We start from the raw sequence: 25,209 nt of genomic DNA, 5'->3' as shown, positions 1-25,209 counted from the left end.
ATGTTTAATAACTTCAAAGCAAAATAATATTCAAATTCATGATTTCAATTCTTAAGCCATTCCCATCGTTTTGCCCAATCCATTAGAAAAGCTTCCCGGTGTTTTGAAATAGTTCTAGCTCCTTGTTGTTCTCCAAAAAAGAATTCAAGGTTGGGGAGATCTCCATTTCATAAAGAGCAATCATATCAAGAAGGTCTTGTGTAGTTCCTGTTTTAAAAGAAGTAGACACTAAACCTTCAATTTTAAAAAGATCGGCATACATTAATAAATGGATCATAGATTGGAAATCGTCAGGATCTGTTCCTCCTATATCCGTACTGATTAATATTCTAGGTTTTGGTGATTTTTGTTTAGCATGACTACATTGTGTTAAAAACATCACAGAAAAAACTCCCATAAGTACTATGTTAGCTACTCTTTTTAATTTTTTTCTAGGCATTTTTATTGATTTATTTACTTCTCATTACATGATGGTCATATAATAAATATACTTATTATGTGTTTAGTTTTGCTAAGATATAAAAAGAGAGTAAACGAAAATAAAGAGAAAAAAAAACGAAATACTGTAAATATTTGAAAGCGATTATCACTTTCCTTTTGAGTGAAGTAGAGGTAGGTTAGTAGATGTTTGAAACTACTTTTTTAAATAAAAACATCAAGTATTTTTCAGAAACAAAGTGAATGAATATTTACCCTGATAATCCTTCAAATAGAGTGAATTACAACTCAAATCTAAAATCCTATAATATTGATTTTGGTAAAACCTTACGAGTCCAAGTTTTTATTCTTTTATAATTGCTCACTTCAGAGTCAGGATTAAAATTAGGTGTTATTTGCCAAGAGTTTTCTGGTTTAAACTCTTTTTCAATTCCTTTTAGTACTGCTTTAGAAATTTTTTCAGAATTAATAATGGTTATACATTCTGTATTTAAGTTGGCGCTTCTAGGGTCTAGATTAAAGGTTCCAATTACTGTGGTTTCTCCGTCTATAACCATCGTTTTTGCATGTAATCCAAAAATAGGTTTGTCTTCTAATGTGTCATGTAATTCGTCAGTCATCATCGTAATCCGCTCTTCGGCATCAGGACGGAATTCAAAGATTTCAACTCCAGTCTCAAGAAGTTTAATTCTATCACCTTGATATGCACTAAAAGCTTCTGTGTTATCAGTAGAAGCTAAACTATTAGTTAATATTCTAATTTTTACACCTCTATTAACCGCTTCTTTAAATAAGCTTCTACTTAACTCTGTTGTAATTAAATATGGGGTTTGAATTTCAACAAAACGTTTTGCGTTATTTAATAATTCAATTAATTTACTTGTAGAAACACCACCTCCTTTTAAGCCGTTTGTTCCATCATTTTTTCCTGGTATATCTGAAATAAAAGAAACATCATCTACCCAAACCAGCTCTTCAGATTTCTTTAATTCTGTAAAAACAGTTGGGAATTTTTGAATTCTAGTTCTTACTTGAGGCCAAAAATTTTCAGGATTACAAGCGTATTCATGAAGTTTATCAAAATTATATTCGACATAATTATTAGATTCTCTATCACTTAAATCTGATACTGGAACACTTAAAGAATTGTTCCAAAATTCAGAAAAAGAAGCACTAACACGTTTTGTTTCTTTGCCAATTAATAAAACATCTCTGTCTCTAAAGTTATACTCATGATCGTAATCAAAATATTCATCAGCAATGTTTCTACCTCCTGTTATTACTACCTTTCCGTCTACAATAAAAGTTTTATTATGCATACGTTGGTTAGCTGTTCTAAAATCGGTAGCAAATTTTTTAATTTTAGAAAAAATATTTTTGCCTAAATTAACACCAGGATTATATATTTTTATGCTAATGTTTTTGTGTGAATTTAGCGCCAAAATATCTTCAATTTCAGCATCAACCATAATATCGTCTACAAGAATTCTAACTTTCACACCTCGGTCTGCTGCTCTTACCAAATAATCGCAGGCAATTAGGCCAATATTATCAATAGAGAATATAAAATATTGAATATCAATAGTTTTTTCTGAGTATTCAGAAAGCCAAGCTCTAGCCACCATGGAACCTGCACCATCTTCTAAAACATAAACACCTGTTTTGGTGGTCATTATTTCAGAAACATCTTTGAGTTCAGCAGATAAGCTTACAGAGTCATTTCTATGGATACTTGAACAGAAATCACTTTCGAGTAAAACCTGATTATTTTTCTTTTGAGAACATGAACATACTACTAATAAAATTATAAAATAGAAGTTTTTCAATTTGACTAATTTTATGTTAGATATGCTCTAAGATAATTGATTTTTTATAAAGTCAAATTTAATTATTTCAACAGAAACACTTTTAAATCCTCATAAGTAGAAATTACAACTGATTCTTTTTCTTTTCCCATAACAGCTTGAATTTGTTCTGGTAAAGGTTGTTCTTCTTTAATAACTTCTTCAACAACATCTAAAAATTTAGTTGGATGAGCTGTTTCTAAAAAGACACAATGTGCGTTTGAATTTTCTTTTAAATAGGCTTTACAACCTAAATATCCAACTGCACCATGCGGATCTGCTACATAGTTATAATTGTTATAAATTTCTAGCATAGCCTCTTTAGTTTCGTCATCAGAAAAACTATAAGACGATACGTTTTCTTTTAAACTATCGAAATTATTTTTATAAATTTCTTGAATACGAATAAAGTTACTTGGAGCACCTACATCCATAGCATTGCTAATGGTTTGTACAGATGGTTTTGGTTCGTATAATTGTGAGATTAAATAACGTGTTACTACATTATTAGCATTGTTAGACGCTACAAAATGGTTAATAGGCAAGCCTAATTGTTGCGCCATCATACCTGCACAAACATTACCAAAATTACCAGAAGGCACAGAAAATACAATATCTTTATATTCATTGTGTAACTGCTTATAAGCAAACATAAAATAGAACAATTGCGGTAACCAACGTGCCACATTAATAGAGTTTGCTGATGTTAACTGCATTTTGCTAGTTAGAGTATCGTCTAAAAAAGCTGTTTTTACCATAGCTTGACAATCGTCAAACGTACCATTAACTTCTAAAGCTTTAATATTCTGACCTAAAGTTGTTAATTGTTTTTCTTGAATATCACTTACCTTTCCGCTAGGATAGAGTATAACTACATTAACACCTTTAACGCCTAAAAAACCGTTAGCAACTGCACCACCTGTATCTCCAGATGTAGCCACTAAAACAGTGACTTCATTTGTGTTATCTTTATTAAAATAGCCTAAGCAACGTGCCATAAAACGCGCTCCAACATCTTTAAATGCCATGGTAGGTCCATGAAATAATTCTAAAGTAGAAATGTTTTTATTTAATTCTACAACAGGAAAATCGAATGATAATGTTTCCTCTACAATGGTTTTTAAAACAGCTTCAGGAATTTCGGGAGACACAAATTGTTTAATGGCTTCAAAAGCTATTTCTGAATATGATAAATCATCAATATTATCAAAGAATTCTTTAGGTAAAGGTGTGATGCTTTCTGGGAAATATAAACCTTTATCTGGTGCTAATCCTTTTATAACAGCATCTTTAAACGATGTGTTTGGTGCTTGTTTGTTTAAACTGTAGTAATTCATTGTTTTAAAATTGACCGAAAACCAATGACGGCAGACGGAAGTTTATTTTCGTTTTCAATTAAGAAAATGTATGATTTATTTAATATTTTTTCTAAAAGCACTCATCATATTCATAAGGTGATGAGCTTGGTTATATAATTCTATGAATTCTGTTTCTGAAATGTAATTTCGCTTTTTTGCTTTAAATAAGCAAGTAACAACTTCTGCCAAAGATCTTATGGAATACCCAATAAATTTTTTTGTTCTGGATTTGATTGTCCAATAGCACCTTCAGAAATATTTAATGCAATCGAATCAGACGCTCTGCAAATTTGAGAAGATAAATTGAATCTTTCTTTATCTGGAAAAGCCACTGTTAATTCATTTATGATTTCTCCAAAATCCATAGCTTTTTGCCAAATAATAAGCTTTTCAAATTTGAACTTTTGCATATCGATCTCTTCAGTCTTCAGTCTTCGGTCTTATTTTATTTTAATCCCTTCAATATTAATTTTTGAAACATGAATATCAAATTCAATTCCTGTTTTAGCATATACATTTCTCATGGCATCTTCCACATTTTTAGCCATTTCAATTCCTTTACATAATGAAAAAATTGAAGGTCCAGATCCTGAAATTCCAGCACCTAACGCTCCAGCTTTTAACACTACTTTTTTCACTTCTTCATAATGCGGAATCAGCTTACTTCTATGAGGTTCTATTATGACATCGTGTAATGAATTTTTAATTAAATTATAATCACTCGTATGCAAAGCATGCACTAAACTTCCTAAGTTAGACCATTGCGTAATGGCGTCACTTAGTGCAACTTGATTTGGTAAAACAGCTCTAGATTCAGATGTCTTAATTTCAATTTGTGGATGGATGATGGTGGCAAACAAATCATCAGGTGACGGAATTTGTAATATTTCTAAAGGTTTCAAGCTTTTCACTAATGTAAAGCCTCCAAAAAGAGCAGGAGCAAGGTTATCAGCATGCTCACATTTACTAGCTAAAGCTTCTCCTTTTATAGCAAATTCGGTAAGTTGGGTTTTATTGTAAGGTCGTCCTAAAAGTTCGTTCATTCCAAAAACACTACCTACAGCACTTGCGGCGCTACTACCAATACCACTTCCTGGTTTTATTTTTTTATAAATTTCAATTTCGAAACCAAAGTCTAAATCTAAACTGTTGTACATAGCTAAAGCAGAAACACCAGCAACGTTTAATTCTGTTTCGTAAGGCAAATCAAAACCTTCAATTTTGGATATATAAATTCCTTTTTTTTCTATTTTTCTAATAACCATGTCATCTCCAACACTATCTAAGCAAAATCCTAAAACGTCGAAACCGCATGATACATTTGCAACGGTTGCTGGAGAGAATATTTTTATTTCATTCATCTTGTCAATTAAATAGTTTTCGGCTGAGCTAGAACAAAAAAGAACACTTTTTTTATGCAATTCCATGAGATTTTAATTGTTTCCAATTCTAATAATATCGGCAAAAAGACCTGAAGCAGTAACATCGGCTCCAGCACCAGCTCCTTTAATAATCATAGGTTGCTCTGGATAGCGTTCTGTATAAAACATCACGATATTATCACTTCCTTTTAAATTATAAAATGGATGACCTTCTGGTATTTCTTGTAAGCTCACGCTCGCTTTTCCATTGTTTAAAGCAGCCACATATTTTAACTGACTTTTATTCGCTTTCGCAGAAGCAAATAAACTTTGGTAATGTGCTTCATCTGCTATTAAAGTTTCATAAAAATCATCAACTGTATCGCTTTTTAATCCAGATTCTGATAAGAATGGTGTGTTTTTAATATCTTCTAAATTCATTTCCATACCGCTTTCTCGTGCCAAAATTAAAATTTTTCTAGCAACATCTACACCACTTAAGTCAATTCTTGGATCTGGTTCGGTATAACCTTCTGCTCCAGCTTGTTTAACAATATCATAAAACTTAGTTGTATCATTAAAATTATTAAACACAAAATTTAAGCTTCCCGATAATACGGCATGAATAGACTTTACTTTATCACCAGAAGCAATCAAATTATTAAGTGTATCAATAATTGGTAAACCTGCACCTACATTGGTTTCAAAAAGGTAAGGCGCATTGTATTTAAGCGATAAACGTTTCAGTAATTTATAGTTCTCAAAATCGCTAGAACAAGCAATTTTATTACAAGCTACAACGCCAATGCTTTCACGTAAATAGTTTGCATATAAACCTGCAACATCTTTATTAGCAGTAACGTCAACAAATATACTATTGCGTAAATTTAATGCTTTTGTATTTTCAAAAAAACCATCTAAAGTAGCCGTTTCTCCGTTTGCTAGTAGGTCTTTCCAATTTTTTAAATCGATACCTTCTTCATCAAAAATCATTTTTCGAGAATTCGATAACCCTGTAATTCTTAAATTAATTTTAAGATTTTCTTTAAGGTATTTACGTTGCTGTTTTATTTGTTCTACTAATTTCTCACCAACATTACCAACGCCAGTAATAAATACATTTAGTTGTTTCGTTTTAGCTTCAAAAAACTGTTCATGCAACGTATTTAAAGCTTTTTTTACATCATTTTCTGCTATTACAGCAGATATATTTTTTTCAGAAGCTCCTTGTGCAATAGCTCTAATATTAATATTGTTTTTACCCAAAGCACTAAACATTTTACCACTAATACCTTGATGGTTTTTCATATTATCACCAACAAGCGCAATGATTGATAAATTAGTTTCAACAATAATAGGATCTATTTTGTGTAAAGCAATTTCATTTTCAAATGCAGTATCAATAGCTGTTTTAGCAATATCAGCTTCTTTTTCATCAATACCTAAACATATAGAATGTTCTGATGACGCTTGAGTAATCATAATAATATTGATTTTCTCCTGTGATAACGTCTCAAACAAGCGCTTAGAAAACCCAGGAATGCCAATCATACCACTTCCTTGCAATGTTAACAATGCAATATTTGAAATATTACTGATGCCTTTTACTGGAGATGTAGAGTTTGTTTTATCATTAGAAATAATAGTTCCCACTGCTTCAGGCTCCAATGTATTTTTAATATGGATAGGAATCTGCAAATCTAAAACAGGCTGCACCGTTGGAGGATATAGTACTTTCGCTCCAAAATGCGATAATTCCATTGCCTCTTGATACGATATTTTATCAATAGGGTAGGCTTGCTTTACTAGTTTTGGATTAGTAGTAAACATACCGCTTACATCTGTCCAAATCTCTAATTGTTTTACTTTTAAAGCTGCAGCAACAATGGCAGCAGTAAAATCTGATCCGCCACGACCTAAAGTTGTTTGCTCTCCAGTAAGCGATTTTGAAACAAAACCAGGAAGAATTGTAATTTCTTGTGAAGCTGTTTTAAAATAATCTTGAATATTCTTATTAGTGACACTATAATTAACTTCAGCTTTTGTGAAATTAGAATTAGTAATCATTAACTCTTGAGAATTTTTACGTTCCGTTGATAAACCACGACTTTTCATAGTTTCAGCAATAATAAAAGAAGACAGAAGTTCTCCAAAGCTGACTAATTTATCAGATGTTTTAGGCGATAATTCATTTATTAAATAAATACCATCTAATAAGTTTTTAAGATCGCTTAATTGTTCATCAACATAATCGATAATAGCATTACTTTTATTTGGATTAAGTTCATTTATAATGTTAAAATGAATATCCTTAATTAAAGCAAATGTATCTATGTAATTTGTGTCTTTATTTTGTGCTTGTTTACCCGCTAAAAGTAGTTTGTCTGTGATGCCTCCTACAGCTGAAACTACACATACTACAGAGTCTTTTTTAGCATATTTTTCTAAAATGCTAATAACGTTATTTATGTTTTTTGAGGATCCTACTGAAGTTCCTCCAAATTTTAAAACTTTCATGTGTTTTATGTTATTTTTTTTCAATGGTCACATGTAGCTTCCATATCATGATTGATCTTGAAGATAAACTTGTCGTCATGGAAGTTTCATGTTTTAATGAATTGATAATTGAAATAATAGTTGAAAATATTGTAATTGGTGTAATTACAAAGATAGCCCGAAGAATATATAATTAGCAACCCCAAAGGGTTGTAGTAATTGTAGTTGTTCCAAAAATAGATGTATTTCCTTTTGTAAAAAAAGGAAGAAACGTGCTAGTATTTTGGATTAAATGATTCATTATATCTATAATAATACAAATCAAAAGTATTACTTTTAACTCTATAAAAAAACAAAAACTTTTTTTTTACAGTATTCTTATATTGAAGCTTATTTCCTTTAAAAAAAATAAGGAATACATTTAAGAATTGAAAAATCAATAATGAACTAATGAAGATATTTTCTAAAGCACAAATTTACCAAGGTGATGCGTTAACAGCTGAAAAACAAAATATATCCTCAACCGATTTAATGGAGCGTGCTGGGGAACAAATTTTTAATTGGATGCATATGCGTATGCAAGGGGCACAAGTACCTATTCATGTGTTTTGTGGTATCGGTAATAATGGTGGAGATGGTTTGGTGCTTGCCAGACATTTAATTATACATGGCTATAATGTAAATACCTATATTATTAATTGTAGCGATAAGCGTTCTAAAGACTTTTTAATTAATTATGATCGCATCAAAAATGTTACTAAAAAATGGCCAGAGTTATTAAATTGTTCTAATGATTTTCCTGAAATTCAATCTGAAGACATTATTGTAGATGCTGTTTTCGGTATTGGTTTAAACCGCCCTGTAGACGATTGGGTAAAAGCTTTATTTGTGCATTTTAGAACAACCAAAGCTTTTACTTTATCTGTTGATATTCCTTCTGGATTATACACGGATAAAGCTGTAACTAATGAAGACGCTGTGGTTTGGGCTGGTTACACATTAAGTTTTGCATCGCCTAAATTGGTTTTCTTTTTGCCTGAAACAGCTAAATACACAGTGCAATGGGAAGTATTAGATATAGGGTTAGATCCTGATTTTTTATCTGAAACTACAACCGAAGTAGATTTAATTGGGAAAAATGAAGTTTTACCCATGTATATACCAAGAGAAAAGTTTTCTCATAAAGGGCAATTCGGTCATAGTTTAATAATAGGAGGGAGCTATGGTAAAATTGGCGCGGTAACTTTAGCTAGTAGATCAGCTTTGTCTAGTGGAGCAGGATTGGTATCAGCTTTTGTTCCAAAATGTGGATATACTGTTTTGCAATCATCTTTTCCAGAGGCTATGGTTGTTACGGATGTTGATAAAGAAGAAATTACAGCTATTAAATTTAAAATTGAACCAACCGTTATTGGTATTGGAATGGGCTTAGGAATAAGTATTAAAACCTCAAAAGCTTTTGAGACTTTTTTAAAAACCAACAAAACACCATTAGTAATTGATGCCGATGGCATTAACATACTTTCTAAAAAGAAAACATTATTAAAATCACTACCTGCTCAAACTGTCTTAACACCACATCCCAAAGAATTAGAACGTTTAGTAGGTAAATGGAAAGATGATTTTGAAAAACTCAATAAAGTAAAAATATTCTCTAAAAAGTATGATGTTATTATAGTGATAAAAGGTGCAAATAGCATTACTGTCTATCATGATAATTTACACATTAATACTACCGGAAACCCTGGATTAGCAACAGCAGGAAGTGGAGATGTTTTAACTGGTATAATAACGGGATTAATTTCTCAAGGATACAATCCATTATCAGCTGCTATCTTCGGTGTTTATTTACATGGAAGATCTGCCGATATTGCTGTGGAAGATTTTGGGTATCAAAGTTTAATAGCAAGTCATATTATTGACTATCTAGGAGAAGCTTATATTGATTTATTTAAGCAGCCTGAATCACTTCAAGTGGCAGAAGAGGACACTGAACAGGAAAGAAATTAAAGTAAAAAAGCCGCTTAAAGCGGCTTTTTTACTATTATGTTATTTTTTTCTAAATGTTTAATGAATTAAACAACTCTGTAAGTTTAGGACTTGAAGGTCTAGGCGCATCCGCGTTAACTACATTACCCACAGGATCTATTAAAATAAATCTTGGAATTCCAGAAACTCTATATCCTGAAACAAATTCTGATTCACCATTTTCTGGAGCAATTATTTGCACGCCACCTAATTCTTTATCGGCTACCATTGCTTTCCAATCTGCAACTGCTTTGTCCCAAGAACCTCCGTGAGTTCTAGCATTGTCAAGAGATAAACTAACAAATTCTATGTTTTTGTCATGATAAGCTGCTTCTACTTTTTTTAACGAAGGTATTTCTGCCTTACAAGGACCACACCAAGTCGCCCAAATGTCTATATAAACGTATTTGCCTTTAAAATCTGAAAGTGAAGTTTTGCTTCCATCATAGTTTTGATAGTCCTCAAAAGAAGGTGATGGTTTTCCAATAAAATCAGCAAACTGATTTGCTCTAGCTTGTTGTTGTTTATAAGCTCGAAGTAGACCCTCTGGTAACTTTTCTAAATCGGTTTTGTCTTGGGTTATTATTATTGAATCTAATCCTTTAGAATTTTCTAATAATTTTAAAAATTCATCTTTAATTTCAGCTGCTCTTTTAGTAAAAGCTTCTTCATCTAAGTCAAAAAGATTTGCATTAAAAATACTTTCTTGTAACAATGTTTTTTTAGCAAGATAAGTATTTGTTTCAGCACCATTTCCTAAATATTTTATAGATTCATCAAATTCTTTAGTATCGACATCTATATTTAAATCGTAACCGTTTTTAAGAAATAAGTAAGTAGATTCACTTCCATCAAAAACATTGTGAATTCCTGCTTCTACTTTTAATGTATCACTAAAAGTACCATCATTATTTACTTTAATAGTTTTTGAAAATGTTCTTGTTCTTACAACAATAGAATCACTATTTTTATCTGTTATTTTACCAGTTAATGTTACATAATTTTTAGGTTCAGTTTTACAAGCAAACATAGCTATTACTGAAGATAATAAAAGAAGTTTTTTCATGTTAAGTTTTTAGTGGTTGCAAAAATATAAATAATGACTTATTTAACTTGAATTTGAGTGAAGGATTAACATTAATTTAGGTATTTAATGATAAATCTTCCTGGATTTCATTATTAAAACAGGACTAAAACCTAACAAGGTTTATAAAAAAACCACCTATCATGAATATTATATTCTTGGTAGATGGTTTAAAAAAAGAATAAAAACACTATTATTTATTTCTTTATAATGGTTCTGTTTATGACACCATTTGCTGTTACTATCTTAACTATAAAAAGGTTACCTGTTTTATCATTAATATCAATTTTTAAGGTTTGGCTTTTTATTTCGTTTCCTTTAATTAAACGTATTTGCTTACCTAGAACATTATATACTGAAATCTGCTCGACTTTTTCTGCTTTTCCAAAATTGATATAAAACTGATTTTGAAAAGGCACAGGGTATATTTTTACTTCTGAATAATCTATTTTATTGTTTTGTACTGATAATGCGTTTTCATTTTGACTAGATATTATAGATGAAACAAGACTATTTAAATAAACTTCTACATTGGTATAGTACCACCAGTAGCTAATTTCCCAAAACCTTCGGCACCAGGGAAAGCAGGTGGATTAACAAAAAACTCATAATCTTCTAATTGAGTATTCAGAGTTGTTAAATTGCTAGTTTTGCTTTTAACTGTAAAAGCACATAATAGTAAAGGAGCTATCAGTAATAATAGAAATTTCTTCATGGTGATTTGTATAATTAGTATAATATTTAAAAGTATCTTAAATTCAATATAAAACACTTTACGGTTATTTTTATTACTATTATAATTACAAGACCAATTTAAAAATCCCTTGCTAGTTTTTTATAAAATATTAAATGATCGAATAAACAATATAATTATAACTTATAAGTAAGTTTATCGTATTCGACAATTTCAGGAATAATATTTAAAGCGAACAATTCTTTTTGAACATTTATAATCGTTTTTTTATCGATTAAATCTTGAGACCATTCGGTGATGCTTAGCCATTCTTGTACATCTCCTAATTGTTGTTTGTAGCGATTAGAAATGGTTTTATCAATACTTGGAATATCTTTAAAATCTATAGTTGTATTATTAATAATTTCTAAAATAGCTTTTAGGTCATTTTTATTCGACGCTATAAAATCTTCTCTAACAGCAATAACAAAACATGGCCATGGTGACGGGCAATTACCAATACGTCTAAAAACACCTTGATCAACTAAAGGTTTTGTGGTGAATTTCTCCCACATAAAATAGTCGGCAATACCATTGGTTAACGCTTCAACAGCTCCGTCTAAATTTTTAATAACTTCAAATTTTAAATCCTTTTCTAAATTCCAATGATTGTTTTGAGCATTTATATATGCCATTAAATGCGATCCCGAACCATATCGGCTTATCGCAGCTTTAGTTCCTTTTAAATCTTCAATGTTTTTATATGGCGAATTATGAGCCACGTGAATACCCCAGTTTAAAGGCGTTTGTACAAAGGTTTGCACAATTTTACTTGGGTTTCCTGCTATAATATCTTTAATAATACCTTCAGTAAGAATAACAGCAATATCAATCTCCTTTTCACGCAATGCTTTACACATATCACCTGTGCCACCAGGGTAATCTTTCCAACGTAGATTAATATCTTTTTCTTTGTATTCTCCGTTTTTCAAAGTTAAATACCACGATAAATTAAAATGTTCTGGTACACCACCAATTTTTACTTTCTTCATCTAATCAGTTTGAATTATTATTCAACAATTTTATTTAAAGTATACAGAATAAGATTTTCTATAGTTTGAGCTGCGTTCTTACTAAAATTTCCAGTAGCCCTATTCGCTATAATAGCATTTAAAGATAAGGCATTGTGTCCTAAAAGTTTTGATAAGCCATAAATAGCAGAAGTTTCCATTTCAAAATTTGAAATTCTTAAGCCATTATAATTGAAGGTATCCATTTTATGATTTAAGTCAGCATCTTGAACAGGTAAACGCAACACTCGACCTTGAGGTCCGTAAAAACCACCTGCTGTAGCTGTTAAACCTTTAAATGTTTTTTTACTTTCTATTTTTTTTCTAAAACACTACTGTTATTAATTACAATAGGACGCGCCTTGTTTGTATCCCAATTGGTGTGTTTTACAAAAGTATCTTCAATATCTATATTAGCAATGGTTTCTATTTGATAGGAGTGAAGCATCCCGTTTAAATCTAAGCCATGTGTACTTAAAACAAAGGCATCTACTGGAATATCTTTTTGCAAAGAACCCGAGGTACCAATTCTAATAATGTCAAGATTAGTGAGTTTTACTTTAGGTTGTCTTGTTATTAAATCAATATTAAAAAGAGCATCTAGTTCATTTAAAACAATATCAATATTATCTGGACCTATACCAGTTGATATTACCGAAATTCGTTTTCCTTTGTAAGTCCCTGTATGGGTTTTAAATTCTCTTTTTTGGGTTTCAAATTCAATAGTATCAAAATGTTTAGATACTTTCTTAACACGGTCTTGATCGCCTACCAAAATAACCGTTTTTGCAACATGTTCTGGTTTCAGGTTTAAATGATAGAGACTACCATCTGGATTTAATATAAGTTCAGATTCCTTAATTGGCATTATACACCGTTTTTACAAGTTTGTTTTGTTTTTTATTGAATTGAAAATCGAATTTATAAACACCACCGTATTTTATATTATTACCAATTTCTAAAGCAAAGTTATGCTTACCTAATAAAGCTTCATGTCCCTTTCGGTTTAGTTTTAAATTGGTATCATCTTCGCTGATAAAAATTTTAAGTTTTTCAATAATTCTTAATATTTGTAAATCAGAATAACCATAAAAACCCTGATAATTAAGCGCATATCCTAATAAATGATGATACGATTTTATATTAGCATCTTTTACTATTTCTAATATGTTTCTTTCTATATTGTTTAAGCCACTTTTTGAATCTGGAAAACGCTCTAAATGTGCTTTTAAGCAGCTGTTTAGATAAATAAACGAGGAGCTTTTTACGATATAAGGTTTTAGTAAATTATGATCTTTTCCGCAGTATATGTTCCAAACGGTTCTTGCTAAATCTATATCTTCAGGAGTGAGTTCTACTTTGTCTCGATAGTGTTTCAATAAATTTCCTGGGTTTAATTCGCTTAAACCTTTTAAATTTTTACTTCCTCGCACTCTTCCACTAGTGACTAAATACAATGGAAGTGTTATTTTCTTTTGTTGAATTAAATTAATAATAGCTAATAAGTTAATATGACAAAACAAATCGTATTCAAACCAAAGTACAATTTCAGAATAATTAGTTATATGATTTAATTTATCTAATTCCTCTTTAATTTCTGAAACATTTAAATCAATATCGTAGTAAGAACTAAAAAAAGCTTTTCTAAGTTCTATAAATTTTTCTGAATACACATGCTCTAAAGTAGGACCTTCACAAAGCATTTCTTGCCATGTAAGCTTATCTCCTTCAAGGTTTAACTCATTTAAAACATGGGTTAAACTTGTGCCATTGGTGATATGAAGCGTTTTTTTATCCATATGAATTAGCCTCCTACACGTTTTACTAAAAAGCCTTTATCTTTTAACATCTGCATAATTTTATCACGATAATCGCCTTGAATAATTATTTTATCATCTTTAAAACTGCCTCCAACACTAAGTTTGGTTTTTATTTCTTTAGCAAGTATTTTAAAATCTTCGTTGGCACCTGTATAGCCTTCTATAATGGTTATAGGTTTTCCTTTTCGCTTTTCATATTTACAAATTAAAGGGTCGTCTTGCATCCATATTTGAGATTCGTCACTAATATTTTCAGCAGATTCTTCTTGAACGTGATCTGGAAATAAGTTTTTTAGTTGGTCCTGTAAATCCATTTTTTTTAGTATTCAGTATTTAGTTTTCAGTAGGTAGATAAAATAGTAATAGTAAATTAATGTATATTAATTACTTAAGAATGTAACTTATTTTTTTATCAGTCCTAATTCTATTAAGCGTTCTGTTAAAAATTCACCAGCAGTAATATCCTCAAATGCTTTAGGGTTTTCTTCATCAACACAACCATCTAAAACATTCAGTTTCATATCGCTTATAGGGTGCATAAAAAATGGAATAGAATAGCGAGATGTTCCCCAGAGTTCTCTAGGAGGATTTATAACACGATGAATCGTAGATTTTAGTTTGTTGTTAGTATGTCTTGATAACATATCGCCTACATTAATCATTAGTTCATCAGCCTCAGCTATAGCATCAATCCATTCGCCTTCATGATTTTGAACTTGTAAACCTCTTCCTTGCGCCCCCATTAAAAGCGTAATTAGATTAATATCGCCATGTGCTGCTGCTCGAACAGCTTCATCAGGTTCTTGTGTAATAGGTGGGTAATGAATAGGCCGTAAAATAGAATTTCCATTATGTATATAGACATCAAAATACAATTCATCTAACCCTAAATACAAGGCTAAAGCACGTAATACATACTTTGCCGTTTTTTCTAACATTTGATAAGCTTCTTTACCTACTTTATTAAACTCCGGAAGCTCATTAACAATAACATTATCTGGATATTCTGCTTTTAGCTTATCATCATCTTCTACATATTGACCAAAATGCCAAAATTCTTTTAAATCACCTTCTTTTTTTCCTTTAGCACTTTCCTTGCCAAATGATACATATCCACGCTGTCCTCCAATTCCTGGTATTTCGTAGGATTGTTTTGTTTCAACAGGCAATTCAAAAAAATGTTTTACTTCTTTATATAAATTATCAGCTAAAGTATCATCTAAAAAATGACCTTTTAATGCAACAAAGCCAATTTCTTCATAAGCTTTACCTATAGCATCAACAAATTTTTGTTTTTTTTTAGGATCGTTAGAAATGAAATCATTTAAATCGACACTTGGAATCATATTCATAATGGAATAAATTTAATTTGAATGTATTACAAATGTACAAAAACATTGTAAAATTTTAGACTTTCAATTTTATATAACTTTCAATATCATATTTACATTTTTGCTATATTTGATACAATTATGATTACAAATTCATGAATAAAGAGTCTACTTCGTTTAACATTGAATACCATGCTGATTCTCTTGAAGATAGCACTTTAATTCAGCTTTATAAAAACATGCTGAAACCAAGATTAATAGAGGAGAAGATGCTTATTTTATTACGACAAGGAAAAATAAGCAAATGGTTTTCGGGTATTGGTCAAGAAGCTATTTCAGTAGGCGTTACTATGGCTTTAAATAAAGACGAGTATATATTACCCATGCACCGGAATTTAGGTGTTTTTACCACTAGAAACATTCCATTATATAGATTATTTGGACAATGGCAAGGTAAAGCTTCTGGATTTACAAAAGGTAGAGACCGTTCTTTTCATTTTGGAACACAGCACTATAAAATTGTAGGCATGATTTCTCATTTAGGTCCGCAATTAGGGGTGGCTGATGGGATTGCTTTAGCTTCAAAATTAAAAAATAAAAATGAAGTAACAGCAGTTTTTACAGGAGAAGGTGGTACTAGTGAAGGTGATTTTCATGAAGCTTTAAATGTGGCATCTGTTTGGAAACTTCCCGTATTGTTTTGTATAGAAAATAACGGATACGGTTTATCGACGCCAACAAGTGAGCAATATAATTGTAAAGATATTGTAGATAGAGGTTTGGGTTACGGTATGGAATCCCATATTATCGATGGAAATAATATTATTGAAGTTTATACAAAAGTTAAAGACATTGCTGAACGTGTTCGTGTTAACCCACATCCAGTTTTAATTGAATTTAAAACCTTTAGAATGCGTGGACATGAAGAAGCAAGTGGTATAAAATATGTGCCACAAGAGCTTATGGATAATTGGGCAGCAAAAGACCCTGTTATCAATTTTCAATCGTTTTTAAGAGCGCATACTATTTTAAATGAAGAAGATGAAGTAACAATAAAAGAAACTATTATAAGTGAAATTAATGAGCATTTAGATATTGCTTTTAATGAAGAAATTATCATTCCTAATGAAACTACTGAATTAAATGATGTTTATCAATCTTATGACTATCAAGAATTTAATAATTATTCAGAAGTTAAGGAAATGCGATTTATCGATGCCATTTCTAATAGTTTAAAACAGAGTATGCAACGGCATGATGACTTAGTAATTATGGGGCAAGATATTGCAGAATATGGAGGTGCTTTTAAAATTACTGAAGGTTTTGTTACCAAGTTTGGGAAAAATCGGGTTAGAAATACCCCAATTTGCGAATCGGCAATCGTTGAAACGGCTATGGGTTTATCTATTGCAGGTATGAAAAGTATTGTTGAAATGCAATTTGCAGATTTTGTAAGCTCTGGTTTTAATCCCATCGTAAATTATTTAGCCAAATCGTATTATCGATGGAATCAAAATGCCGATGTGGTTATCCGTATGCCTTGTGGCGGTGGTGTTGCTGCAGGTCCTTTTCATTCACAAACCAATGAAGCATGGTTTACAAAAACACCTGGATTAAAAGTGGTATACCCTTCATTTCCTTATGATGCTAAGGGATTATTAAATACTGCAATTAACGACCCAAATCCTGTATTGTTTTTCGAGCATAAAGGATTGTATAGAAGCATTCGTCAAGATGTTCCAATAGATTATTACACCATTCCGTTTGGTAAAGCAGCTGTTTTAAAAGAAGGCCGTGATGTTACAATAATAAGTTATGGAGCAGCAACTCATTGGGCTTTAGAAACTTTAGGTAAAAATCCCACTATTAATGCCGATGTTATTGATTTAAGAACACTTCAACCTTTAGATACAGAAACCATTTATAATTCTGTAAAAAAGACAGGTAAAGCTATTATTTTACAAGAAGACTCTTTATTTGGTGGTATTGCTAGTGATATTTCAGCAAGTATTATGGAAAATTGTTTTCAATATCTTGATGCTCCAGTAAAACGTGTGGCCAGTATGGAGAGTCCTATACCTTTTGCGTCCCAATTAGAGCAACAATACCTTCCAAAAGACAGGTTTGAATCTGCCTTAAAAAGTCTTTTAGATTATTAATTAAATCTAGTGGATTTTAAATTTTCACTGCTTGAAGAATAATTTATTATATTCAATTTAATAAAATGACATATTTTGAGGACACTATTAATTTTTTTGTTATTAATATTTAACTGTAAAAATGCAGAAAACTCTTTTGAAAAAAATTATACATGGCATAAGATAGAGGTTACTGCTACAGCATATAATTCGTTATCCTATCAAACCAATTATAATCCTAGTATTACGGCCTTTGGAGACAGTTTGAAACCAGGATTAAATTACATTGCAGTTTCTAGAGACCTATTGAAATTAGGTCTAAAACATAATACACCGATAAGAATTGAAGGTTTTAACAATATTTATTATGTTAAAGACAAAATGCATGCGCGATGGAAAAACCGTATTGATATTTATATGGGTGTTGATGTAAAAGCAGCAAAAGAGTGGGGGCGAAAAAAAATATACATCGAATACGGCATTCCAAAGCGTGATTAATTCAATTATTTGGTTTCAGCTTCCGATAATATAAATGGATAGGCGGCTTTAACTTGTTTCAATTCTTCTGCCGATAAATCTTCTGGAAATTTATTAAACCTCTTTTTAGCATAATCTTTTCTTAATTCAAAAAGCGCTTTGGTCAATTCGTCTTGTACCGCAATAAACTGATTGTAGCTTGTATTTCTATCATTTTGTAATGAAATAACTGCTTTTGTTGGATTATCTGATGCGTCTTCAAATTTTTGTCCGCTACAATAATCACAACTTCCATCTTTATTATTGTCTAAAAATTGTTTTGTGATGTCTTTTAAATCTTCAATGGCAATAATATCATTTTCAACCATAATATCATTATTACTATTAAGAACAATTCGTAAAAGGTTGTGTTCTTTTATTTTACTATCGCAAATAACTCCTGGAGGACATTCAGCAGGTAATTTTCTATTAATCCCTTTATCTTTTGGAATGGCGGCGGTTACTAAAAAGAAAATAAGTAATAAAAATGCAATATCTGCCATTGAACCTGCATTTACTTCGGGCATTAGCCTTGATTGTCTCATGATTATAGATTTATATGTTAATATGAACTGATATTCACAAAAACAATACCATAAACAATTGAAAACTAACTAATGCGCATATCGCTTAGTCCCTGTCCAAATACAAGTTTGTGAAGATTGAAAATTTAAAATACGTCTGCCTGAAAATAAATTTTCTTTAGTAATCGTATTTAAATGTTTTGATATTCTAGTAATTGGTTTCATTTTTTTTATTTGTTTAATGAAAAGTATTGTATAGAAAAGACGCTACTTATCTGTAACGTCTTTTATTGTTCCAGTTATTACTTTTAGTTGATACTAATGTTCCTGTTAATTGATTGTTGTTTAAAGTTCTCATGATTTCTAATATTTTAATTGATTTATACTTGATAGACGATTAGCATTTGAATTTGTTACAGTACTATGTATAACAAAGTAATAAATTAACATATTTTAACGATTTACTTTTGAATAGCTTAGAAGAATAGGCAAATATTTTGACTGAATTAGTTTTAGGAACAGTATTTGTATTAATATTTTACTAAATAATTAATGCATGCTTGAAATTTTCATCATAAGAATTATATTTGATGCTAATTATACGAGCACTTATAATTGAAGTAGTTTTAATAACGATGAAGTATTATTTTTCATTTCTTGTATTCACAATTTTTACGCTATCTGCTTTTTCTCAAATAGATAGTAGAAATAATTCTATATCTATACCAGCGGTAGAAAGTCCTAAAGACTCAATTGAATCTAATACTGTAATACCTAAAGAACCAATAAAAAGTGATAATAATAAATTTAATGCTTTAAACACTCCAAAAGTATCTACAAACTTGAATTTTCCGAAAAAAGAATTTTCTATGTTTCCAGAAGAAAAATTTGGAAATCCTGGAGAACTTTACACAAAACAGATTAATAAAAATATAGAAAATTTAAAATTAACTCCTGAAGAAATAGAACAGCGAAATGGAAGTTTAACTGATCAGTTTTTAGGAGATTTTAAAAGTAAAGCTAAATTTGTAAATGTCGTTTATCGTGATCACGGATATGTTGACGGTGATGTTATTCAAGTTTTAGTAAACGACGATATTATTCACGCAAGAGTGTTTTTATCAGGAGGATTTAAAGGTTTTAAATTAGATTTACAAAAAGGGTTTAATAAAATAGATTTTTTAGCCTTAAACCAAGGTTCGTCGGGACCTAATACAGCCGAATTTAGAGTTGTTGATGATGCAGGGAATTTAGTATCTGCCAACCAATGGAACCTTGCTAAAGGAGTAAAAGCAACTATTATTATCATGAAGGAATAAAATTAATTAACCAATAATCTTATCAATTAATTTCAATTCCTCATTAGTAAAACTTAAATTATTTAAAGCATTTACATTCTCTTTTAATTGATTAGCAGAACTAGCTCCAACAAGTACCGATGCTACTTGGGGTTGCCTTAATATCCAAGCAATAGCCATTTGCGATAATTTTTGTCCGCGTGCTTCAGCAATAGTAGCTAATTTTTGAATTTTATCAATATTACTATTTACAGTTGCTTCATCTAAAAACGTTAAATCTCTAGCAGCTCTAGAATCTTTTGGTATTCCTTTTAAATACTTATTAGTAAGCATCCCTTGCGCTAATGGCGAAAAAGTAATACAACCTACACCATTTTCTTCTAATGTGTCTAAAAGGCCATCTTCAACCCAACGATCGAACATAGAATACCGTGCTTGATGCAATATAAATGGCGTATTTAAACGTTTTAAAATTTCTGCGGCTTCTTGAGTTTCTTTAGGTTGATAATTAGAAATACCAACATATAACGCTTTTCCTTGACGAACGATATCTGCCAATGCACCCATTGTTTCTTCTAAAGGTGTGTCTGGATCTGGTCTATGATGATAAAAAACATCAACATAATCTAGCCCCATACGTTTTAAACTTTGGTCTAAACTCGATATTAAATATTTTCTAGAACCCCAATTACCATAAGGTCCTGGCCACATATCATATCCTGCTTTGGAGGCAATAAATAATTCATCTCTATGGTTTTGAAAATCTTTTTTAAAGATAGTTCCGAAATTTTCTTCGGCAGAACCATATGGCGGTCCGTAATTATTTGCTAAATCTAAATGCGTAATTCCTAAATCGAAAGCGCAGCGCAAAACTTCTCTCGCATTTTGAACACTATCAACAAATCCAAAATTATGCCATAAACCTAATGAAATGGCAGGTAAAAGAACACCGCTTTTTCCTGTCCGTTTGTATTTCATGGTATCATAACGTTGTTCTGAAGCTTGATAAGCTTTAATTTCGGTTTTGTCGTTTATCTGCATAATTCATTAAATAATTTTGAATGATAAAAATAGAAATAAGTTTACTTCTTTTTTACAATAATTACAATTTTAATTAATTCTATACACACCGTCTATTTGATTATTTATTTACATGAGATATCCAATTAATCTAGTTCAGTTTAAATCATTTCAAAATTTTAATAGAAAATAGTCGTTAAAAACCCTTTAAAGATGTTATTTTTGCACGCTACTAAAAGTAAGATACATGTCCATTTCGCAAACCGAATTAGAAGAAAGAAAAGAAGGCAAAGATTTATATAGTTACCAAAAAGGGGCCATTGATAAGATTTTTACAGCATTTGAAGAATCTCCAGATGACTATCATTTACTATATCAATTACCAACTGGAGGTGGAAAAACGGTTATATTTTCTGAAATTGTAAGACAATATCTTAAACATCATAAAAAGAAGGTGTTAGTCATGACACACCGTATTGAATTATGTAAACAAACTTCTAAAGTACTTACAGAGTTTGGTGTGCATAATAAAGTGGTTGATAGTAAAGCTGATTTAAGTGATCAAGCCGAATATAGCTGTTTTGTGGCTATGGTTGAAACCTTAAATAATAGGTTAAATGATGATAAACTTGATATTTCTGATATTGGTTTAGTTATTATTGATGAGGCTCACTACAATTCATTCACTAAATTATTTAAGTTTTTTAGTCAGTCGTTCATTCTAGGCGTTACTGCAACACCATTAAGCTCAAGTATGGAGTTGCCTATGACTGACAATTATGATGAACTTATTGTAGGTGAAAGTATTGAATCTTTAATTGAAAACGGATTTTTAGCACGGGCTGAAATGTTTTCATATAATGTGGGTTTAACTTCATTGGTAGTAGGAGCTAATGGTGATTATACCGTAAAATCTTCTGAAGATCTGTATACTGCCAACGACATGCTTTCTAAGCTATTACAGGCTTATGAAGAACGTGCAAAAGGTAAGAAAACATTAATATTTAATAATGGTATTAATACATCGCTTCATGTATATGATACGTTTAAAAGAGCAGGGTATCCTATTGCTCACTTAGATAATACCAACAGTAAAAAAGAGCGTGCACTTATACTTAAGTGGTTTAAAAAAACACCCGATGCTATATTAACATCGGTTAGTATTTTAACTACTGGTTTTGATGAACCAACAGTAGATTGTATTATTTTAAATAGAGCGACAAAATCGTTAACGCTTTATTATCAAATGATTGGTCGTGGATCGCGTGTATTAGAAAGTAAGAAAACATTTAGTGTACTTGATTTAGGAAATAATTTTCATCGTTTTGGACCATGGGGTGATGATTTAGATTGGCAACGTATTTTTAGATCACCTAATTATTATTTAGATGCTATTTTAAGTGATGAAGATTTAGAAAGTAATTTTAGATATGAAATGCCAGACGAATTACGTGCTGAGTTTTCGAAATCTAAGGATGTTTACTTCGATATTCAAAAAACCTATGTAAGCTCTATAAGAAACGGAGAATCATCAAAAGTTGTTTTAGAGCGTTCTATAGCGCAACATGCCAAAATATGTATTGAAAATAGTGAAGATGTTTATGATGCCCTAGCTTTAGCTAAAATGTTAGGAGATGATATAGACTTTAGAATACAACGCTATACTAAATGCATCAGTAAAAGTACTTTTAATTTTGTTGAATGGTTAAAAGGCGATTATAGAAAAAAATTAAATGCCTATTTGCGTTCAAATTTTGATGAGGTTTTCGAAGAAATTTTTGGTTATCCGCCAGAAGAATAGCAGACAGTGTAATTTAGCTTAAATATTATTATTCCATCCTTAAAATAAGGCGTATCTTTACGTTCTAAAAATTTTAAATCACTTTTACATAAACAATGGCTAAGTCACAAGTAACATTTAATAAAATAGAAAAAGAAAAAAAGCGCTTAAAAAAGAGGGAAGAAAAGCAAAAAAAGAAAGAAGCTCGCAAAGCGGAAGCTAAAGAAAACCCACAAGGTATTCAATTTGCCTATGTAGACTTTAATGGAAATTTAACTGATACGCCTCCAGATCCAGCAATGCGTGAAAAAGTTGAGGCAGAAAGTATTGAGTTAGGAATTCCTAAAAAAGAAGATAGAGAAGAGGAAGAACCAGCGAACAAAGAGGGCAAAGTTTCATTTTTCGATCATTCGAAAGGATTCGGTTTTATTATTGATAGTATCAATCAAGAAAAATATTTTGTTCATGTTAGTGGTATTCTTGAACCTATTGAAGAAAACGATAAAGTTACTTACGAATTAGAACGCGGACAAAAAGGAATGAATGCTGTTCGAGTAAAAAAGATTTAATCTTTCTTTAAGTAATTTTGTTTCATTAAGTCTTTGTTTTTAAAATGAGTGTATCTCGAAAAACAGTTACAATTGCATTAGCTTTTTTTGCGATATATGTTATTTGGGGCTCTACGTATCTACTTAATAAAATAGCGGTTACAGAATTACCGCCATTTAAACTAGCATCAATACGCTTTATTGTTGCAGGAATTCTTATTTTTATTATTGCCAAAATTTTAAAAGTTAATATTTCAATCACTAAAGAGCAATTTAAAAATACCATTATTGCAGGCTTCTTGTTTTTAACATTTGGAAATGGTATTGTTGTTTGGTCACTTAGATATGTTGATAGTGGCTTTGCCGCTTTAGAAATTTCTGCACAACCTTTAGTGGTTCTTCTTTTAATGCTAATTCTGCAAGGAAAAAAAATTTCTACCATGTCTTATATTGGTGTTGTTTTAGGCTTTATTGGTATTTATCTTTTGGTAAGTCAAAAACAATTAATAAGTCAAGAAAATCAAATAACAGGTATGATTATGATCTTTATTTGTATGATAAGTTGGGCTTATGGTAGTTTGTTTGTTGGCAAAGCAAACTTACCTTCAAACTATTTTGTTAATACAGGCTACCAAATGCTTTCTGGTGGTATTATGTTAGCAATTGGTAGTGTTTGTTTTGGCGAAACATGGACTTTACCATCTTCATGGAGTTCTAATGTACAATGGTCTATGTTAGCACTTATTTTATTTGGTAGTATTATCGCATTTACAGCGTTTAATTATTTGCTTCAGGTGGTGTCTCCTGAAAAAGTTGCAACGTCTACTTATGTTAACCCTATTATTGCATTAATTTTAGGCTGGTGGATTTTAAATGAACAAATTACAACACAATCAATAATTGCAGCAATTGTATTATTAACAGGCGTTTATTTTATTAATTCTAAACGAGTTATAAAACCTAGGGGTATTGGACGTTAAAAAAGCTATAAAATACATGCTTTTTAGTACTCTAGCATTTGCATGTATGAATGTTACCGTAAAGTATCTAAAGGATGTTAACACATATCAAATAGTGTTTTTCAGGTCTTTAGGTTCTTTATTCTTCACCTTTGGATTTCTAATAAAAAATAAAATTCCCATTATCGGGAAAAAGAATACACTTCTTGTTTTAAGAGCTATAACAGGTGCTACTTCCATGTTATTATTTTTTATGTCTGTTAAATACTTATCTGTTGGTACAGCTGTATCATTAAGATATTTAGCACCCATTTTTGCTGCTATTTTCGCTGTTATTTTATTACGTGAAAGAATAAAACCTTTGCAATGGTTGTTTTTTATTATTTCATTTTTTGGGGTTCTTGTATTAAAAGGCTTAGATACTCAAATACATACCACTGGATTAATACTGGTGTTACTAGCGTCTATTCTTAGTGGTTTAGTATACGTCATTATAAGTAAAATAGGCAAAAGCGAGCACCCTGTAGTTATTGTTAATTACTTTATGGTAATTGCAACTGTTTTAGGTGGCGTGCTTTCAATTGGTAATTGGGTGACACCTAAAGGTACAGAATGGTTGTTTTTGTCAAGTTTAGGTGTTTTCGGGTATATTGGTCAAATTTTTATGACCAAAGCTTTTCAAAGTGCAACCACAAACTTAATAGCTCCTATAAAATACGTCGAGGTTATTTTTACAGCTTGTTTAGGAGTTCTGTTATTTAACGAAATTTATACGTTTTGGAATCTATTAGGTATCGCATTAATTATAGGCGGTATGGTTTTAAATGTTTGGTATAAAGGAAGAAAAACTAAAAATTAATCTATTTCTTTGATTCTAGAATCGGCTATCTAATGCTGTTGAATAATTTCTGAATTTCCTTTAT

General features: G+C 30.7%; 23 protein-coding genes and 2 pseudogenes. 8 read left to right on the top strand and 17 right to left on the bottom strand.

Annotation, left to right across the window (positions count from 1 at the left end; genetic code table 11):
• Nucleotides 1-82 precede the first annotated feature (82 nt).
• The 6 genes and pseudogenes from RHP49_15850 to thrA form a co-directional block, all read right to left on the bottom strand.
• Nucleotides 83-439, bottom strand: coding sequence for a DUF1593 domain-containing protein (locus RHP49_15850; protein ID WNH12351.1), 357 nt, complete (start codon nt 437-439; stop codon nt 83-85).
• A 301-nt stretch (nt 440-740) separates the two neighbouring features.
• On the bottom strand, nt 741-2,264 hold the full coding sequence (locus RHP49_15845; protein ID WNH12350.1) for a phospholipase D family protein: 1,524 nt from the start codon (nt 2,262-2,264) through the stop codon (nt 741-743).
• 62 nt (nt 2,265-2,326) lie between these two features.
• Nucleotides 2,327-3,619: a threonine synthase gene (thrC, locus tag RHP49_15840; protein ID WNH12349.1), complete on the bottom strand. Its 1,293-nt coding sequence runs from the start codon at nt 3,617-3,619 to the stop codon at nt 2,327-2,329.
• 75 nt (nt 3,620-3,694) lie between these two features.
• A pseudogene (locus RHP49_15835) lies at nt 3,695-4,005 on the bottom strand (four helix bundle protein).
• Nucleotides 4,006-4,080: 75 nt separating this feature from the next.
• Nucleotides 4,081-5,001 (bottom strand): homoserine kinase, encoded by a 921-nt coding sequence (locus RHP49_15830; protein ID WNH12348.1) that lies wholly within the window; start codon nt 4,999-5,001, stop codon nt 4,081-4,083.
• A gap of 72 nt (nt 5,002-5,073) precedes the next feature.
• Nucleotides 5,074-7,518 (bottom strand): bifunctional aspartate kinase/homoserine dehydrogenase I, encoded by a 2,445-nt coding sequence (gene thrA / locus RHP49_15825; GenBank protein WNH12347.1) that lies wholly within the window; start codon nt 7,516-7,518, stop codon nt 5,074-5,076.
• A 429-nt stretch (nt 7,519-7,947) separates the two neighbouring features.
• Here thrA and RHP49_15820 point away from each other — a divergent pair, with 429 nt between their 5' ends.
• Nucleotides 7,948-9,507, top strand: a complete 1,560-nt coding sequence (locus RHP49_15820) for an NAD(P)H-hydrate dehydratase (protein WNH12346.1) — start codon at nt 7,948-7,950, stop codon at nt 9,505-9,507.
• Nucleotides 9,508-9,556: 49 nt separating this feature from the next.
• Here RHP49_15820 and RHP49_15815 read toward each other — a convergent pair whose 3' ends face one another.
• The 8 genes and pseudogenes from RHP49_15815 to RHP49_15780 form a co-directional block, all read right to left on the bottom strand.
• Nucleotides 9,557-10,591: a TlpA disulfide reductase family protein gene (locus tag RHP49_15815; protein WNH12345.1), complete on the bottom strand. Its 1,035-nt coding sequence runs from the start codon at nt 10,589-10,591 to the stop codon at nt 9,557-9,559.
• A gap of 215 nt (nt 10,592-10,806) precedes the next feature.
• Complete coding sequence (locus tag RHP49_15810; protein WNH12344.1) at nt 10,807-11,028, bottom strand: T9SS type A sorting domain-containing protein; 222 nt, start codon at nt 11,026-11,028, stop codon at nt 10,807-10,809.
• A gap of 107 nt (nt 11,029-11,135) precedes the next feature.
• On the bottom strand, nt 11,136-11,324 hold the full coding sequence (locus RHP49_15805; protein ID WNH12343.1) for a hypothetical protein: 189 nt from the start codon (nt 11,322-11,324) through the stop codon (nt 11,136-11,138).
• A 155-nt stretch (nt 11,325-11,479) separates the two neighbouring features.
• The gene (locus RHP49_15800) at nt 11,480-12,334 is read right to left on the bottom strand and encodes a substrate-binding domain-containing protein (protein ID WNH12342.1); all 855 of its coding nucleotides are present in this window, start codon (nt 12,332-12,334) and stop codon (nt 11,480-11,482) included.
• A gap of 17 nt (nt 12,335-12,351) precedes the next feature.
• Nucleotides 12,352-13,220 (bottom strand): annotated as a pseudogene (locus RHP49_15795) (nucleoside phosphorylase).
• Nucleotides 13,210-14,151, bottom strand: coding sequence for a DUF1835 domain-containing protein (locus RHP49_15790; protein WNH12341.1), 942 nt, complete (start codon nt 14,149-14,151; stop codon nt 13,210-13,212). The pseudogene RHP49_15795 and the gene RHP49_15790 overlap by 11 nt, the downstream one beginning before the upstream one ends.
• Nucleotides 14,152-14,156: 5 nt before the next feature.
• The gene (locus RHP49_15785; GenBank protein ID WNH12340.1) at nt 14,157-14,486 is read right to left on the bottom strand and encodes a translation initiation factor; all 330 of its coding nucleotides are present in this window, start codon (nt 14,484-14,486) and stop codon (nt 14,157-14,159) included.
• An 87-nt stretch (nt 14,487-14,573) separates the two neighbouring features.
• Nucleotides 14,574-15,524 (bottom strand): 2-oxoglutarate and iron-dependent oxygenase domain-containing protein, encoded by a 951-nt coding sequence (locus tag RHP49_15780; GenBank protein ID WNH12339.1) that lies wholly within the window; start codon nt 15,522-15,524, stop codon nt 14,574-14,576.
• Nucleotides 15,525-15,658: 134 nt separating this feature from the next.
• Here RHP49_15780 and RHP49_15775 point away from each other — a divergent pair, with 134 nt between their 5' ends.
• Together RHP49_15775 and RHP49_15770 are read left to right on the top strand one after the other, a co-directional pair.
• Complete coding sequence (locus RHP49_15775; GenBank protein WNH12338.1) at nt 15,659-17,662, top strand: dehydrogenase E1 component subunit alpha/beta; 2,004 nt, start codon at nt 15,659-15,661, stop codon at nt 17,660-17,662.
• Between the two features lie 75 nt (nt 17,663-17,737).
• On the top strand, nt 17,738-18,139 hold the full coding sequence (locus RHP49_15770; protein ID WNH12337.1) for a hypothetical protein: 402 nt from the start codon (nt 17,738-17,740) through the stop codon (nt 18,137-18,139).
• 5 nt (nt 18,140-18,144) lie between these two features.
• Here RHP49_15770 and RHP49_15765 read toward each other — a convergent pair whose 3' ends face one another.
• Nucleotides 18,145-18,702, bottom strand: coding sequence for a biopolymer transporter ExbD (locus RHP49_15765; protein ID WNH12336.1), 558 nt, complete (start codon nt 18,700-18,702; stop codon nt 18,145-18,147).
• Nucleotides 18,703-18,771: 69 nt separating this feature from the next.
• Nucleotides 18,772-18,906 carry a hypothetical protein gene (locus RHP49_15760; protein WNH12335.1) on the bottom strand — a complete coding sequence of 45 codons (135 nt, stop codon included), beginning with the start codon at nt 18,904-18,906 and terminating at the stop codon, nt 18,772-18,774.
• Nucleotides 18,907-19,316: 410 nt separating this feature from the next.
• On the opposite strand from RHP49_15760, the gene RHP49_15755 reads away from it, so the two are divergent.
• Nucleotides 19,317-20,000, top strand: a complete 684-nt coding sequence (locus RHP49_15755) for a hypothetical protein (protein ID WNH12334.1) — start codon at nt 19,317-19,319, stop codon at nt 19,998-20,000.
• Nucleotides 20,001-20,006: 6 nt separating this feature from the next.
• Here the strand turns inward: RHP49_15755 and mgrA are convergent, their stop codons facing one another.
• Nucleotides 20,007-21,020 carry an L-glyceraldehyde 3-phosphate reductase gene (gene mgrA / locus RHP49_15750; protein WNH12333.1) on the bottom strand — a complete coding sequence of 338 codons (1,014 nt, stop codon included), beginning with the start codon at nt 21,018-21,020 and terminating at the stop codon, nt 20,007-20,009.
• A gap of 226 nt (nt 21,021-21,246) precedes the next feature.
• Here mgrA and RHP49_15745 point away from each other — a divergent pair, with 226 nt between their 5' ends.
• From RHP49_15745 to RHP49_15730, 4 genes are all read left to right on the top strand, one after another.
• On the top strand, nt 21,247-22,800 hold the full coding sequence (locus RHP49_15745) for a DEAD/DEAH box helicase (protein WNH12332.1): 1,554 nt from the start codon (nt 21,247-21,249) through the stop codon (nt 22,798-22,800).
• Nucleotides 22,801-22,895: 95 nt separating this feature from the next.
• Nucleotides 22,896-23,348: a cold shock domain-containing protein gene (locus RHP49_15740; protein ID WNH12331.1), complete on the top strand. Its 453-nt coding sequence runs from the start codon at nt 22,896-22,898 to the stop codon at nt 23,346-23,348.
• A 44-nt stretch (nt 23,349-23,392) separates the two neighbouring features.
• The gene (locus RHP49_15735; GenBank protein ID WNH12330.1) at nt 23,393-24,307 is read left to right on the top strand and encodes an EamA family transporter; all 915 of its coding nucleotides are present in this window, start codon (nt 23,393-23,395) and stop codon (nt 24,305-24,307) included.
• Entirely contained in the window at nt 24,297-25,145 is an 849-nt protein-coding gene (locus RHP49_15730; protein ID WNH12329.1) for a DMT family transporter, read from the top strand. The genes RHP49_15735 and RHP49_15730 overlap by 11 nt, the downstream gene beginning before the upstream one ends.
• The last annotated feature ends 64 nt before the right edge of the window (nt 25,146-25,209 follow it).

It is taken from the genome of Flavobacteriaceae bacterium HL-DH10 (genome assembly GCA_031826515.1).
GTDB classification, from domain to species: Bacteria; Bacteroidota; Bacteroidia; order Flavobacteriales; family Flavobacteriaceae; genus Thalassobellus; species Thalassobellus suaedae.
Note: the sequence above shows the minus strand (reverse complement) of the source record. Positions and strands in the feature narration are given on the sequence as shown.